The sequence below is a fragment of the Cellulomonas sp. S1-8 genome (assembly GCF_026184235.1).
Lineage (GTDB): Bacteria > Actinomycetota > Actinomycetes > Actinomycetales > Cellulomonadaceae > Cellulomonas.
The window spans coordinates 3694218-3707593 of sequence record NZ_CP110806.1 but is presented as its reverse complement, the minus strand read 5'-3'; the positions used below and the strand labels follow the sequence as shown (position 1 = coordinate 3707593).

Annotated in this window: 15 protein-coding genes; 10 read left to right on the top strand and 5 right to left on the bottom strand. The window is 74.5% G+C overall.

Going from position 1 to position 13376, the window contains the following annotated elements; genetic code table 11:
- Nucleotide 1: 1 nt before the first annotated feature.
- Nucleotides 2-2101: a DNA helicase RecQ gene (recQ, locus tag OKX07_RS16690; RefSeq protein WP_265629111.1), complete on the bottom strand. Its 2100-nt coding sequence runs from the start codon at nucleotides 2099-2101 to the stop codon at nucleotides 2-4.
- 121 nt (nucleotides 2102-2222) lie between these two features.
- Between recQ and OKX07_RS16685 the strand changes: the two genes are divergently transcribed.
- The 6 genes from OKX07_RS16685 (at nucleotide 2223) to OKX07_RS16660 (ending at nucleotide 6493) form a co-directional block, all read left to right on the top strand.
- A complete protein-coding gene (locus tag OKX07_RS16685) occupies nucleotides 2223-3020 on the top strand; it encodes an SDR family NAD(P)-dependent oxidoreductase (protein WP_265629110.1) in 798 nt (265 codons plus the stop codon).
- A 112-nt stretch (nucleotides 3021-3132) separates the two neighbouring features.
- Nucleotides 3133-3774 (top strand): hypothetical protein, encoded by a 642-nt coding sequence (locus OKX07_RS16680; protein WP_265629109.1) that lies wholly within the window; start codon nucleotides 3133-3135, stop codon nucleotides 3772-3774.
- Nucleotides 3771-4382, top strand: a complete 612-nt coding sequence (locus OKX07_RS16675; RefSeq protein WP_265629108.1) for an OmpA family protein — start codon at nucleotides 3771-3773, stop codon at nucleotides 4380-4382. Before OKX07_RS16680 ends, OKX07_RS16675 begins: the two co-directional genes overlap by 4 nt.
- 67 nt (nucleotides 4383-4449) lie before the next feature.
- Nucleotides 4450-5025 (top strand): orotate phosphoribosyltransferase, encoded by a 576-nt coding sequence (pyrE, locus tag OKX07_RS16670; RefSeq protein WP_265629107.1) that lies wholly within the window; start codon nucleotides 4450-4452, stop codon nucleotides 5023-5025.
- Between the two features lie 13 nt (nucleotides 5026-5038).
- Nucleotides 5039-5869 carry a hypothetical protein gene (locus OKX07_RS16665; RefSeq protein ID WP_265629106.1) on the top strand — a complete coding sequence of 277 codons (831 nt, stop codon included), beginning with the start codon at nucleotides 5039-5041 and terminating at the stop codon, nucleotides 5867-5869.
- Between the two features lie 54 nt (nucleotides 5870-5923).
- Entirely contained in the window at nucleotides 5924-6493 is a 570-nt protein-coding gene (locus OKX07_RS16660; protein WP_265629105.1) for a LemA family protein, read from the top strand.
- A gap of 33 nt (nucleotides 6494-6526) precedes the next feature.
- On the opposite strand, the gene OKX07_RS16655 is transcribed toward OKX07_RS16660, so the two are convergent.
- A complete protein-coding gene (locus OKX07_RS16655; protein ID WP_265629104.1) occupies nucleotides 6527-7546 on the bottom strand; it encodes an AAA family ATPase in 1020 nt (339 codons plus the stop codon).
- A 152-nt stretch (nucleotides 7547-7698) separates the two neighbouring features.
- On the opposite strand from OKX07_RS16655, the gene OKX07_RS16650 reads away from it, so the two are divergent.
- Both OKX07_RS16650 and OKX07_RS16645 read left to right on the top strand, forming a co-directional pair.
- Nucleotides 7699-8253, top strand: a complete 555-nt coding sequence (locus OKX07_RS16650) for a PadR family transcriptional regulator (protein WP_265629103.1) — start codon at nucleotides 7699-7701, stop codon at nucleotides 8251-8253.
- A 38-nt stretch (nucleotides 8254-8291) separates the two neighbouring features.
- Nucleotides 8292-9137, top strand: a complete 846-nt coding sequence (locus OKX07_RS16645; RefSeq protein ID WP_265629102.1) for a CPBP family intramembrane glutamic endopeptidase — start codon at nucleotides 8292-8294, stop codon at nucleotides 9135-9137.
- Nucleotides 9138-9150: 13 nt separating this feature from the next.
- Here OKX07_RS16645 and OKX07_RS16640 read toward each other — a convergent pair whose 3' ends face one another.
- Both OKX07_RS16640 and OKX07_RS16635 read right to left on the bottom strand, forming a co-directional pair.
- Complete coding sequence (locus tag OKX07_RS16640) at nucleotides 9151-9924, bottom strand: HAD-IIA family hydrolase (RefSeq protein ID WP_265629101.1); 774 nt, start codon at nucleotides 9922-9924, stop codon at nucleotides 9151-9153.
- Nucleotides 9921-10784 (bottom strand): VTT domain-containing protein, encoded by an 864-nt coding sequence (locus OKX07_RS16635; RefSeq protein WP_265629100.1) that lies wholly within the window; start codon nucleotides 10782-10784, stop codon nucleotides 9921-9923. Before OKX07_RS16635 ends, OKX07_RS16640 begins: the two co-directional genes overlap by 4 nt.
- Nucleotides 10785-10823: 39 nt before the next feature.
- Between OKX07_RS16635 and OKX07_RS16630 the strand changes: the two genes are divergently transcribed.
- Together OKX07_RS16630 and fbaA are read left to right on the top strand one after the other, a co-directional pair.
- Nucleotides 10824-11477, top strand: coding sequence for a TrmH family RNA methyltransferase (locus tag OKX07_RS16630; protein ID WP_265629099.1), 654 nt, complete (start codon nucleotides 10824-10826; stop codon nucleotides 11475-11477).
- A 239-nt stretch (nucleotides 11478-11716) separates the two neighbouring features.
- Entirely contained in the window at nucleotides 11717-12739 is a 1023-nt protein-coding gene (fbaA, locus tag OKX07_RS16625) for a class II fructose-bisphosphate aldolase (protein ID WP_265629098.1), read from the top strand.
- 75 nt (nucleotides 12740-12814) lie between these two features.
- Here fbaA and OKX07_RS16620 read toward each other — a convergent pair whose 3' ends face one another.
- Entirely contained in the window at nucleotides 12815-13231 is a 417-nt protein-coding gene (locus OKX07_RS16620) for an STAS domain-containing protein (protein ID WP_265629097.1), read from the bottom strand.
- Nucleotides 13232-13376: the final 145 nt, after the last annotated feature.

Below are 13376 nucleotides of genomic sequence, written 5' to 3'. Positions count from 1 at the left end.
CTCAGCCCTCGCCGCTCCCCAGCGCGGCCAGGACGCCCTCGGCGTACCGCTCCAGCTTGGTCGCGCCGACCCCGCTGATCGTCCCCAGCTCGACCCGTGACGTCGGCCGGCGCGTCGCGATCTCCCGCAGCGTCGCGTCGTGGAACACGACGTACGCGGGCACGCCCTGCTCCTTCGCGGCGCCCGCGCGCCAGGCCCGCAGCGCCTCGAACACCCCCGCGTCGTCTCCGGTGAGGTCCGCGGCCGCCGCCGACGGGCGCCCCGTCCCGCGGCGCTCGCGCGACGCGCGGCCCGTGCGCTCGGGCTCGCGGCGCAGCCGGACCTCACGCTCCCCGCGCAGGACCTCGGCCGACGCGGGCAGCAGGCGGACCGTGCCGTACCCCTCGGTGTCGACGGCCAGCAGCTCCGCCGCCAGCAGCTGGCGCACGACCCCGCGCCACTCGCCGTCCGACAGGTCCTGCCCGATGCCGAACGTCGACAGCGCGTCGTGCCCGAGCTGCTGGACGCGCGGCGTCGCCTTGCCGCGCAGGATGTCGACCAGGTGCCCCGCGCCGTACCGCTGGCCGCGCTGGTCCAGGCGGACCACGGTCGACAGCAGCTTCTGCGCCGGGACCGTCCCGTCCCACGACTGCGGTGGCTCGAGGCACGTGTCGCAGTTGCCGCACGGCCCGTCCGACGCCTGACCGAAGTACGCGAGCAGCTGGGTGCGGCGGCAGTCGATCGTCTCGCACAGCGCGAGCATCGCGTCGAGGTGCTGCGTGAGGCGGCGCTTGTGCGCGGCGTCGCCCTCGGACGTGTCGATCATGCGGCGCTGCTGCACGACGTCGGCGAGCCCGTACGCGAGCCACGCCGTCGACGGCAGCCCGTCACGGCCGGCGCGTCCCGTCTCCTGGTAGTAGCCCTCGACCGACTTCGGCAGGTCGAGGTGCGCGACGAACCGCACGTCGGGCTTGTCGATGCCCATGCCGAACGCGATGGTCGCGACCATCACGACGCCGTCGTCGCGCAGGAACCGCGACTGGTTGGCCGCGCGGACCCGCCGGTCGAGCCCCGCGTGGTACGGCAGCGCGTCGATGCCCTCCTTGCGCAGGGTCTCGGCCGTCTGCTCCACCGACGCGCGCGACAGGCAGTACACGATGCCCGCGTCGCCGTCGTGCTCGGTGCGCAGCAGGTGCAGCAGCTGCGCGCGCGGGTTGTCCTTGGGCACGATCCGGTACCGGATGTTGGGGCGGTCGAAGCTCGCGACGAACTGCGCGGCCTCGGTGAGCTGCAGGCGCTCGCCGATCTCGCGGTGCGTCGCGTGCGTCGCGGTCGCCGTCAGGGCGACCCGCGGGACGTCCGGCCAGCGCTCGTGCAGCAGCGACAGCGCCAGGTAGTCGGGCCGGAAGTCGTGCCCCCACTGGGACACGCAGTGCGCCTCGTCGATCGCGAACAGCGCGACGTGCCCGCGGTCCAGCAGGTCGAGCGTCTCCGGGACGCGCAGCCGCTCCGGGGCGAGGTACAGCAGGTCGAGCTCGCCGGCGAGGAACGCGTCCTCGACCGCCCGACGCTGGTCCCGCTCCTGCGACGAGTTGAGGAACCCGGCCCGCACGCCCAGGGCGGACAGCGCGTCGACCTGGTCCTGCATGAGCGCGATCAGCGGGGACACGACGATCCCCGTGCCCTCGCGCACGAGCGCCGGCACCTGGTAGCACAGCGACTTGCCGCCGCCGGTGGGCATGAGGACCACCGCGTCCCCGCCCGCCACCACGGTGTCGACGATCGCGGCCTGGTCGCCGCGGAACGCGTCGTAGCCCCACACGCGGTGCAGGACCTCGGCCGGGGTGCCGTGCGAGGGCGCGGGCTTCCCCGCCGCCGTGCTGCGCGGCGCGTCCGGCCGCCGTGACGTCGTGCGGCCGCCGCCCGCACCCCGCCCCGGTCCGTCCGCGTCGGGCGCCCACGCGTCGGGTGGTGGGGCGTCGTCGTCCGGCGGGGGCGCGTCGTCCCACCACGGGTCCGCGGCCGCGTCGTCCCAGGCGGGGGGCTCGGGTGGTGGCGCGTCGTCGGCGGGGCCGGCCGTCCGTCGTCGACGGGGCTCGGGAGCGACGGGGTCCGGCTGCACGCGCCCACCCTACGAGCCGTCGGCGACACCGGGCGGCGTCGGTGCCCGGCCTGTGGACGGACGCGTCCGCCGGCACCCGACGACAGGCGCACCGGCCCCCCGGTTCCGTAGGGTGGCGTCCATGGGTACCGCACTGGTCACCGGCGCGAGCGCCGGCCTCGGTCTGGAGTTCGCCTGGCAGCTCGCCACGGCGCGGCACGACGTCGTCCTCGTGGCGCGCGACGAGCAGAAGCTGACCCGCCTCGCGGGCCAGCTCGAGGCCGCCGCGGGCGTCCGGGCGGAGGTGCTGGTCGCCGACCTGACGGACCGGGCAGGCCTCGAGCGCGTCTCCGACCGGCTCCGCGCCGACGAGCGTCCCGTCGGCCTGCTCGTCAACAACGCCGGGCTCGGGCTCAACCAGCACTTCGTCGGCGGCGACCTCGCGGCCGAGGAGAAGGCGCTCGACCTCATGGTCCGTGCGGTCCTGGTGCTGTCGAACGTCGCGGCGGGCGCGATGGTCGCGCGCGGGCGCGGCGCGATCCTCAACGTCGGCTCGGTCGGCGGCCTCATCGCGTCGGGCACGTACTCGGCGCACAAGGCGTGGGTGCGGGTCTTCACCGAGGCGCTCGCGGTCGAGCTGAAGGACACCGGCGTGACCGCCACCGTCGTGTGCCCCGGGTTCACGCACACCGAGTTCCACGAGCGCGGCCGCATCGACACGGCGCACTACCCCGAGGCGGCCTGGCTGGACGCCGAGGACGTGGTCGCGGCAGCCCTCGCGGACGTGCGCCGGGGCGTCGTCATCTCGACACCGAGCCTGCGGTACAAGGTCGTCTCCGCGGTCCTGCGGCTCGCGCCCCGCCCCGCCGTGCGGGCCTTCGGCGGCTACCGCAGGGCGCTGGCCGACGAGGCCCTCGACTCGCAGGTCGCCGACGCCTGACGGCCGGTAGGCGTGCACGCCTCCCTCGCGCCCGGTCCGTCACCTTTCGGGGAGGTCGTCCGGTTCCCGCGTTAGCCTGCCGGTGCTGCCCGCGACCATCGGAGGACCCCGCATGCGTCCGACCACCCGTCCCCCCGCCCGCCGCGCGCTGACGGGGCTGGCCGTCGGGGGAGTGCTCGTCCTGCTCGGCGGCTGCACCGGTGACGCCGACGGCCCGGTGGACCCGCCGTCGGGGAGCGCGTCGCAGACCGCGGGGGAGCCCGCACCGCCGCCCGTCGACGACGTCGCGGCGCAGGTGATCGCGGAGCAGACCATCGACACCCCGGTGGGCAGCGAGAACGCGGGCGGCACCCTGACGCTGACGCTGCGCGACGTGCGCGTCGACGCCGAGGTCATGACCCTCCGGTGGGCGCTGCGGTGGGACGCCGCGGACCCGGGGTCCGAGGGGTCGATGAGCCTGTTCTCCCTGGGCGTCGAGCCGACGCCGGTCGTCACGGACACCACGAACCTGCGGGCGTACATGCCGCTGTGCACGCAGGGCGCGTGGAACGCGGGCGGCGCGGAGCGCTCGCTGTGCCGGGGCAGCATGCTCGCCTCGCCCGTGAGCACGACGTCGACCCAGATCGCCAACGGCTCCACCCTGGAGGGCTGGGCCGCGCTGCCCGCGCCCGACCCGGAGGGCGGGTCGCTCGACGTGCTGATCGCCGAGGGGCTGCCGGTCTTCTCCGGGGTCACGGCGGTGGCCGCGTCGTGATCCGCCCGGACCGCCGCGTGCGTCGCCGCTCCGCCGGCCTGCTGCTCGCCGGCCTGACGTGCGCCGGGCTCGTGGGGCAGGCGGCACCCGCCGGCGCGGCCGACGGGCCCCCGTGGGCCGAGCTCGCCGGCACGCCGGTCACCGCCGACATGGTCCGGGGCGCCACGCTCGACCTGCTCGGCGGCCCGCTGCCGCTCCTCGGCGGACCCCTGGTGCCCGACCCGGCGGGGTCGGTGAGCGAGCTGCAGCGCCAGGCCGACGGCGTCACGACGCTCACCTCCGACCTGCTGTTCGAGTTCGACAGCGCGGCGCTGCGGCCGGCCGCGCAGGCCGCCGTCGGCGAGCTCGCCGCGGCCCTGCCGCAGGGCGCGGCGGTGGCCGTCGACGGCCACACCGACGGCCTGGGCGGAGACGACGTGAACGTTCCCCTGTCGCAGGCGCGTGCGCAGGCGGTGGCCGACGTGCTCGCGGCCGCGCGCCCCGACCTCGTCCTGACGGTCACCGGTCGCGGCAGCACGCTGCCCGTCGCCGGGGAGAGCGCCGACGGCCGCGACGACCCCGCGGGCCGGGCGCTGAACCGGCGCGTCGAGCTGCGCGTCACGGGCTGACGCGTCACCCGCCCGCCGCGTCCGGCGCGTCCGTGCGGCACGTCCGCCGGCCGGTACCCTCGGGGCCGTGACCGACGCCCCCGCCGCAACGCCCCGCGACCAGCTCGTCGCCCTCGTCCGTGACCTCGCCGTCGTGCACGGCCGGGTCACGCTGTCGTCCGGCAAGCAGGCCGACTACTACGTCGACCTGCGGCGGGCGACGCTGCACCACCGCGCCGCCCCGCTCATCGGGCACCTCATGCTCGACATGCTCGAGGAGGCCGGGCTGGGCACGGCGGAGATCGACGCCGTCGGCGGCCTGACGCTCGGTGCCGACCCGGTCGCGACGGCGCTGCTGCACGCGGCGGCGTCGCGCGGCCAGGACCTCGACGCGTTCGTCGTACGCAAGGAGACCAAGGCGCACGGCATGCAGCGCCGCATCGAGGGTCCCGACGTGGCCGGCCGGCGCGTCGTCGTCGTGGAGGACACCTCGACGACGGGCGGGTCGCCGATCACCGCCGTGCAGGCCGTCCGCGAGGCCGGCGGCGTGGTCGTCGGGGTCGCGACGATCGTCGACCGCGACACCGGTGCACGCGAGGCGATCGAGGCCCTGGGCGTCCCGTACCACCACCTGTTCGGCGCGGCCGACCTCGGCCTGGTCTAGGGAGCGCGCGGCCGTGCGCCGGGGGGTGCAGGTCGGGGCGGTCGTGGTGCTCGGGCTCGTCGGGACGGGGGTCGCGGGCGCGCACGTCCCGGGGGGCGGCTCGTTCGGCGTCGCGGTCGTGCTGGGGCTCGTCGTGCTGGTCGCCGTCGGGGTCGGCGGCCGGTGGCTGCACCAGCAGCGGCAGCAGCAGCTCGCCGCGTGGGCGTCGGCCGCGGGGTGGACGTACGCGCCGCGCGACCCCGGGATCGGGCTCGCGACGCTGCAGTCGGGCCGCCCGTTCGGCCAGGGGCACAGCCGCTCCGTGACGGAGGTCCTCACCGGGGCGTACGAGGACCTGCCGGCCGTCTCCTTCACGTACGGGTGGACCACCGGCAGCGGCAAGGAGGAGCGCGACCACCGGGCGCACGTCGTCGGCGTCCCGTTGCCCGCGTACCTGCCGACGCTCGAGCTCACGGCCGAGGGCGTCGGTGCGCGGCTCGCGAAGACCCTGGGCGCGCGGGACCTCCAGCTGGAGTCCGAGGCGTTCAACGCGGCGTACCGCGTGGACGCGGCCGACCCGCGCACGGCCCACGCGATCCTGCACCCGCGCACCCTCGAGCGGCTGCTGCGCCCGGACGCCGTCGGGCTGGCCTGGCGCGTCGAGGGGACGTGGCTGCAGTCGTGGGAGCCGGGGTCGACCGACACGGCGCGCATCGCGCCGCGCCTCGGGGTGCTGTCCGGGGTCGTGCGCGGGGTCCCTCGGCACGTCTGGCAGGACCACGGCTACGACCCGGTGGTCGACGGGCCGCCCGGCGCGCGCGCGTCCCGGTGGGCGCCTTGGGCACCACCTCCGCCGCAGGTCTGACGGAGCGGTGACCGGGGGTCGATAGGCTGGGCGCCTCGAACCCTGGAGGAGCACGTGAGCACCACCACCGTCGTCGTGATCGTCGTCGTCGCGATCATCCTCATCGTCCTGCTGTGGGCGGTCGCGCAGTACAACGGGTTCGTCCGCCTGCGGAACCTCGTGCAGGAGTCGTGGCGCCAGATCGACGTCGAGCTGCACCGCCGGCACGACCTGATCCCCAACCTGGTCGAGACCGTCAAGGGGTACGCGTCGCACGAGCGCGGGGTCTTCGACGAGGTCACGCGCGCCCGCGCCGCCGCATCGGGCGCCGGTGCGACCCCCGCCCAGCAGGCCGCGCAGGAGGACGCGCTGAGCTCTGCCCTCGGCCGGCTGTTCGCCGTCGCCGAGAACTACCCGGTGCTGCGCGCGAGCGAGAACTTCCAGCAGCTGCAGGCCGAGCTGGCCAACACCGAGGACCGCATCGCCGCCGGCCGCCGGTTCTACAACGCCAACGTCCGCGAGCTGAACACCAAGGTCGAGACGTTCCCGGCGAACGTCATCGCCAACATGTTCGGCTTCACGCGCGCCGAGTACTTCGAGGTCAACGACCCGCAGGTCCGCCAGGCGCCGTCCGTCAGCTTCTGACGTCCCCGCGCGCGTCGGGCGCGCGCGTCGCGCTCAGCGCGAGAACGTCGCGATGTGCTGCGCCGACGGGCACGGGTGCAGCCCCGGGGCGACGAGCGACGGCAGGCGGTGCAGCAGCGGGTCGACCAGGCCGCGCCGCGGGTCGAGCACGTGCGCGTGCTCGAGGCGGTCGAGCAGCACCGCGACCCGGGACGTCGGCAGGTCGAGGGTCCGGGCGATCTCGCGCGGCTCCACGAAGCGGCCGGTCGTCGCGCACACGGCGGCCAGCAGCCGGTCGACGGGGCAGCCGTCCTCGCCGCGGCACACGTCGAGGTGCAGGCCCGCGGCGACGCGCGCGACGAGCTCGTCGCCGACGTCCCCGAGGTCGCGGTGCTCGGCGAGCGCGCGGGGCAGTCCGCCGTGGCGCAGGTAGGCCGTGCGCACGTCCTGGGCGGCGCCGGCGGGCGAGGCGACGAGGATCTCGGACAGGCTGGCGGGGCGCAGGTGGTGCACGACCGCGGGCACGCCGGCGGCGGCGAGCGCGGCGACGTCGGCGGGCTCGAGCACGGACGTCGTGACGAGCACCTGGTCCCCGCGGCGGTGCGCGTCGGTGACGACCTGCGGCCATCCGGCGACGGCCCCGACCTCGTCGAGGACGAGGACGCGCGCCCCGTCGCACGCGGGTGCGCCCGTGCGGGTGGGGGCGCGGACGACCGTCGCGAGGTCGGCGGGCGCGAGGACGGCCGTGAGGCCGTCCACCTCGGTCCGCTGCACGGGGACGAGCACGACGCGTCGCGGGTCGGTCGCGGGCTCGGCGACGAGGTGCGCGACGACGTCCTTGACGGCCGTGGTCTTGCCGACGCCGCGCGGGCCGACGACGAGCGTGACGGTGCCGGGGCGCGGGTGCGCGAGGAGGTTCCCGAGCATGGCGCGAGCACCTGCCGTCGCGGGCACCCACTCGTGCCGGGCGCGGGTCGCGAGCTCGGGGTCGCCCACCACCCAGGACGCGCGGCTGCGGCGCGACCACCAGGGGTTGGCCGCGCGCAGCACCGGGGCGAGCTCGATGTTGCGCATGCCCCAGCCTGGACCCGTCCGGGGCATCGGCGCCGGGACGAACGGCCCTCGGTGCTGGCGTGGGCGGCGGCGACGCGGGTCTGCGGCCCTTGGTCCGGGGTGAGCGCATAGGGGACTAGTCATATAGAGGATGTGTCTCCTATGATCGGGACATGTCGCTGAAGCACGCAGTCCTGGGCTTCCTCTCCGTCCAGCCCATGACCGGCTACGACCTGCGCAAGCACATGCAGGAGTCGGTCGCGCACTTCTGGCCGGCGGACCAGGCGCAGATCTACCGCACGCTCGCGCAGCTGGCCGCCGACGGCCTGGTCGAGGTCCGCACCGTGCCCCAGGCCGGTCGCCCCGACCGGCGCGAGCACACGATCACCGACGCGGGCGCGTCCGAGCTCGACACCTGGCTCGCAGGCCCCGTCGAGTACGTGCCCGGTCGCGAGTCGTTCCTGGTCCGCCTCTTCTTCGTCGCGCGGCTCGGGCCCGACCGGGCGCGCGCCGTCATCGCGGAGCGTGGCGACGAGGCACGCGAGCTCGTCGCCGTCCTCGAGCACACGCGGCACGCCACCCTCGAGGCCGTGGCCGCCCACGGGTCGCCCGTCGGCCTCGACGTCCGCCTGCGCGTGGCGACCCTCGAGAACGGCCTCGTGCACGCCCGCGGCGAGCTCGCCTGGGCCCTCGACCTGCTCGCCGCCCTCGACGACCCGCCCGCCTGACCCCGCACGCGCCCCCGCACCCTCCCCGAGGAGCCCTCATGTCCGTCGCGTCGCCCACCACCGCCCCTCACCGTCCCGGGCGCCGACCACCGCGCCCCGCCTCCTGGCGCGGCGTCGCCGTCTACGCCGTCGGCGTCCTGACGCTGTCCGTGCTCGGGTCCCTCCTCCTGGCCGGCGCCGCCGACAAGGCCACGAGCCCCGGCGCGCTCCTGTTCGTCCTGGGCCCCGTGCTCATGGCGGTCGCGCTGCGCACGCTCGGGCGCGAGGGCTGGGCCGACGCGGGCCTGCGGCTCGGACACCGCCGCCGCTGGTACCTGGTCACCGCGCTGATGTTCCCCGTCCTGACGGCGGTCGTCGTCGCCGTCGGCCTCCTCAGCGGGGGGATGTCCCCCGGGTCCGGGGGGCTGTCGCTGCTCGTCACCCTGACGGTCGCCGGCCTGGTGCCCCGGCTGCTGTTCGCGGCGTTCGAGGAGTGGGGCTGGCGTGGGTACCTCGAGCCGCGGCTCGCCGCGCTGGGCGTCCCGCCGCTGCGCCGGCACCTGGCGGTCGGCGCGCTGTGGGCGGTGTGGCACGTGCCGTACATCGTCGCGATGGGCTCGCAGTACACCGAGCTGCACCTGGCCGTGCAGCTCCCGCTGTTCGTGCTCGCGTGCCTCGCGATGGCCGTGATCTGGGGCGTCGCGCGGGACCGGACGGGCAGCGTGTGGCCCGCCGTCCTCGGCCACGGCGTCGCCAACGCGATCGCCTACCCGCTGCTCGACCCCGCGGTCGTGACCATCGACACCCCGCTGGTGCTCGCGGCGCGACCCGAGGGCCTCGTCATGCTGGCGCTGCTGGTCGCCACGGCGGCCGTGGTGCAGCGGCGGTGGGGAGCGGCACCGTGAGCACCCCGACGCGTCAGACGAGCGCGATCAGGTCCTGCACGGAGTCGAGCACCTGGGTCGGACGGAACGGGAACCGCTCGACGTCGTGGGCCCGCGTCGACCCCGTGAGCACGAGGTAGGTCCGCAGACCGGCCTCGATGCCCGCGACGATGTCGGTGTCCATGCGGTCGCCGACCATGACGGTCGTCTCGGAGTGCGCGTCGATCCGGTTGAGGGCGGAGCGGATCATCATGGGGTTCGGCTTGCCGACGAAGTACGGCTTGCGGCCCGTCGCGGCGGAGATCATCGCGGCCACGGCCCCGGTCGCCGGCAGGTCACCGTCCTTGCTGGGGCCGGTGACGTCGGGGTTCGTCGCGATGAACCGCGAACCGCCCTGGATGAGGCGGACGGCCTGCGTGATGGCCTCGAACGAGTACGTCCGCGTCTCGCCCAGCACCACGAAGTCCGGCTGCGCGGCCGTCAGCGTGTAGCCGGCCTCGTAGAGCGCCGTCGTCAGGCCGGCCTCGCCGATGACGTACGCGGACCCGCCGGGCATCTGGTCGGTGAGGAACTGCGCGGTGGCCAGGGCCGAGGTCCAGATCGCCGCCTCGGGCACGTCGATGCCCGTGGCGACCAGACGTGCGCGCAGGTCGCGCGGCGTGAAGATCGAGTTGTTCGTCAGGATGAGGAACGGTCGCTCGGCGGCCTGGAGCGCGTCGATGAAGTCCGCCGCCCCCGGCAGCGCCGTGCCTTCGTGGACGAGGACGCCGTCCATGTCGGACAGCCACGACCGGATCTCACGGGTCATCGCTCGGCTCGCTCCCCGATGTCGTCGGGCGCACCCTCGACGGCCTCGGTGCCCGCCTGGCCCGTCACGGGCGCGGTGGTCGCCCGGCCGAAGACCTCGCGCTCGACCGCCGCGCGCTCCACGGGCTCGTCGAACGCGGGGTCGCGGCCCTCGACGGTCTCGCCGGTCTTCTCCTTGCGGCGCGCACGCAGGAGCTCGAACGCCACGGGCAGCACCGAGACACCGACGATGAGGATGAGCAGGGCCTCGATGTTGTCCTTGATAAAGGAGAAGTTGCCCAGCCAGTAGCCCAGGAGCGTCACCCCGGCGCCCCACAGCAGCGCGCCGACGACGTTGTACGACACGAAGTGCCGGTAGCTCATCTTGCCGACGCCCGCCGCGACCGGTGCGTACGTCCGCACGAACGGCACGAAACGCGCCACGATGATGGTCCGGCCGCCGTACCTGTCGAAGTACGCGTACGTCTGGTCGATGTACTTCTGCTTGAAGAAGCGCGAGTCGGGGCGGCTGAAGACCTTGGGCCCGAGCTTGCGACCGATCCCGTACGCCACCTGGTCCCCGAGGAACGCCGCGGCGAACAGCAGGAGGCACAGCACCCAGATGTTGAGCTGCAGCGAGTCCTGCGCGACGAGCGCCCCGGCGGTGAACAGCAGCGAGTCGCCGGGCAGGAACGGGAACAGCAGCCCGGTCTCGATGAAGACGATGGCGACGATGCCGATCAGCGCGGCCGTCCCGAACGAGTTGATGAGGTTCTCGGGCTCGAGGAACTCCGGCCCCAGCGCCGGGAGCGGGCCGCCCGCGAGGAGCGGCAGGGCCGCGTCGGTCGTCAGGGCGGCGGCGAGCACCGTCGTCGTCAGCATGTGCCCAGCGTACGGCGCCGGACGCGGGAGGATCGAGCCGTGACGGACGAGATCGGCGCGCACGACGTGCACGAGGTCGGCGTCGGGCCGTGGCCCGGCGGCCCCGACGCCTGGCCCGACGACCCGCGGTACGACCGGGAGCTGCTCGCGCACGGCGACCGGCGCAACGTCGTCGACGCCTACCGGTACTGGACGGTCGAGGCGGTCGTCGCGGACCTCGACACCCGGCGGCACCCGTTCCACGTCGCGATCGAGAACTGGGCGCACGACCTCAACATCGGGTCGGTCGTCCGGACCGCCAACGCGTTCAACGCCGTCGGCGTGCACGTCGTGGGGCGCCGCCGCTGGAACCGACGCGGGGCGATGGTGACCGACCGCTACCTGCACGTGCACCACCACCCCGACGCTGCGGCGCTCGCGACGTGGGCCGCCGGCGCGGGTCCCGACGGCACCCGCCTGCCGGTCGTCGGCATCGACAACCTGCCCGGCTCCGTCGCGATCGAGGGGTACGCGCTGCCACGCGCGTGCGTGCTGCTGCTCGGCCAGGAGTCGACGGGCCTGACCCCGCAGGCGCAGGACGCGTGCGACGTCGTCCTGCACATCACCCAGCACGGCAGCACGCGCTCGCTCAACGCGGGCGCGGCCGCGGCGATCGCCATGCACACGTGGTTGCTCCAGCACGCCCCCCGCTGACGCCCCCCACACAGACCGGAACACCACTCACGGTTCCCAGCGCCCACCGGTGACCGGTGTTCCGGTCGCGGGTCGGGGGGGTCGCCCACCGGAACCCGACTCACCGTCGGCGGGCCGGATCGGGGAGTGAGGTGACGGTCGGCGGCGGCCGACGGTCCCGGTGGACGTCCTGGAACGCCACGGGGCCCGTGGTGGCAGACTCGGGTCGTACCGCACCCCGAGCCATCAGGAGAACCTCCATGCCCATCGCCACCCCCGAGGTCTACGCCGAGATGATCGACCGGGCGAAGGCCGGCTCGTTCGCCTACCCCGCGGTGAACATCACGTCGTCCCAGACCGTCACCGCCGCCATCCAGGGCTTCGCGGAGGCCGAGTCGGACGGCATCATCCAGGTCTCCGTCGGCGGCGCCGAGTACGCGTCGGGCTCGACGATCAAGAACCGCGTCAGCGGCACGCTCGCCCTCGCGGCGTACGCGACCGAGGTCGCCAAGCACTACGGCGTGACGATCGCCCTGCACACCGACCACTGCGTCAAGAAGAACCTCGACTCGTGGGTCCGCCCGCTGCTCGAGCTCGAGGCGGAGCAGGTCAAGCGCGGCGAGAACCCGACGTTCCAGTCGCACATGTTCGACGGCTCGGACATCCCGCTCGACGAGAACCTGGTCATCGCGGCGCAGCTGCTCGAGATGTCGCAGGCCGCCCGCACGATCCTCGAGATCGAGGTCGGCGTCGTCGGTGGCGAGGAGGACGGCCACGAGGCCGAGATCAACGAGAAGCTCTACACGACGGCCGAGGACGGCCTGGCCACGGTCCGCGCGCTCGGCGCCGGCGAGAAGGGCCGCTACCTGACGGCCCTGACGTTCGGCAACGTGCACGGCGTGTACAAGCCTGGTGCGGTCAAGCTGCGCCCGTCGATCCTCGCGGACATCCAGAAGGCCGTCGGCACCGAGATCGGCAAGCAGAACCCGTTCGACCTGGTCTTCCACGGTGGCTCGGGCTCGACGGCCGCCGAGATCGCCGAGGCGGTCGACAACGGCGTCATCAAGATGAACATCGACACCGACACGCAGTACGCGTTCACGCGTCCCGTCGTGTCGCACATGTTCACCAACTACGACGGCGTGCTGAAGATCGACGGCGAGGTCGGCAACAAGAAGGCCTACGACCCGCGCGCCTGGGGCAAGCTCGCCGAGGCGGGCATGGCCGCGCGCATCGTCGAGGCGTGCCAGCAGCTGCGGTCGGCAGGCACCAGGATCGCCTGACGTCACCCTGACGAACGACGACGGCCTCGGTCCCCGTACGGGGGACCGAGGCCGTCGTCGTGAGGGTGACCCGCGTCAGGCCGTCGGCTCGACCGGCTCGAACGGTTCACCGTTGTCGTCGTCGACGACGTCCAGCAGCTCGCCGATGCGGGTGACCTCGAGGAGGAACCGCACGGTCGGCGGCACGCGCAGCAGGCGGACGCGGTGCTCGCTGCGGATGGACAGCCGGGCGAGGAACGCCACGCCCGACGAGTCCATGAACGTCACGTGGTGCGCGTCGACCTCGATCGGCAGACCGCGCTGCTCGGCCTCCGCGGTGGCCTCCTGCAGCTCCGGGCCGAGGTCGGCGTCGACCTCTCCCGAGAGCACGATCCGGGTACGGTCGGTCCCGACGATCACCTGCACGGCGCCGGGCTCGCCGGCGACCGTCGAGGCTGCCGCATCCGACGTGGCGGCGTCCTCGTCGGCGGAAGGGCTGTTACCGTCTCGCACGATGCTCCTTCCGGGCGCTCGGAGGCTCGCCGGTGTGGTCGAGTCGTCCGTCTGGTCGGCACGCTAGACGATCGGAGGTGGTGGAGGTCAACTCCCACGCCATCGGATCGCCGACAGAGCCTACGCCGGACCTGCTGCTGCGACG

Excerpts from the sequence above, each read along its gene's own strand:
- OKX07_RS16685 (WP_265629110.1), top strand. The coding sequence starts at position 2,223 with ATGGGTACCGCACTGGTCACCGGCGCGAGCGCCGGCCTCGGTCTGGAG.
- OKX07_RS16680 (WP_265629109.1), top strand. The coding sequence starts at position 3,133 with ATGCGTCCGACCACCCGTCCCCCCGCCCGCCGCGCGCTGACGGGGCTG.
- OKX07_RS16655 (WP_265629104.1), bottom strand. The coding sequence starts at position 7,546 with ATGCGCAACATCGAGCTCGCCCCGGTGCTGCGCGCGGCCAACCCCTGG.
- OKX07_RS16650 (WP_265629103.1), top strand. The coding sequence starts at position 7,699 with ATGTCGCTGAAGCACGCAGTCCTGGGCTTCCTCTCCGTCCAGCCCATG.
- OKX07_RS16645 (WP_265629102.1), top strand. The coding sequence starts at position 8,292 with ATGTCCGTCGCGTCGCCCACCACCGCCCCTCACCGTCCCGGGCGCCGA.
- OKX07_RS16640 (WP_265629101.1), bottom strand. The coding sequence starts at position 9,924 with ATGACCCGTGAGATCCGGTCGTGGCTGTCCGACATGGACGGCGTCCTC.
- OKX07_RS16635 (WP_265629100.1), bottom strand. The coding sequence starts at position 10,784 with ATGCTGACGACGACGGTGCTCGCCGCCGCCCTGACGACCGACGCGGCC.
- fbaA (WP_265629098.1), top strand. The coding sequence starts at position 11,717 with ATGCCCATCGCCACCCCCGAGGTCTACGCCGAGATGATCGACCGGGCG.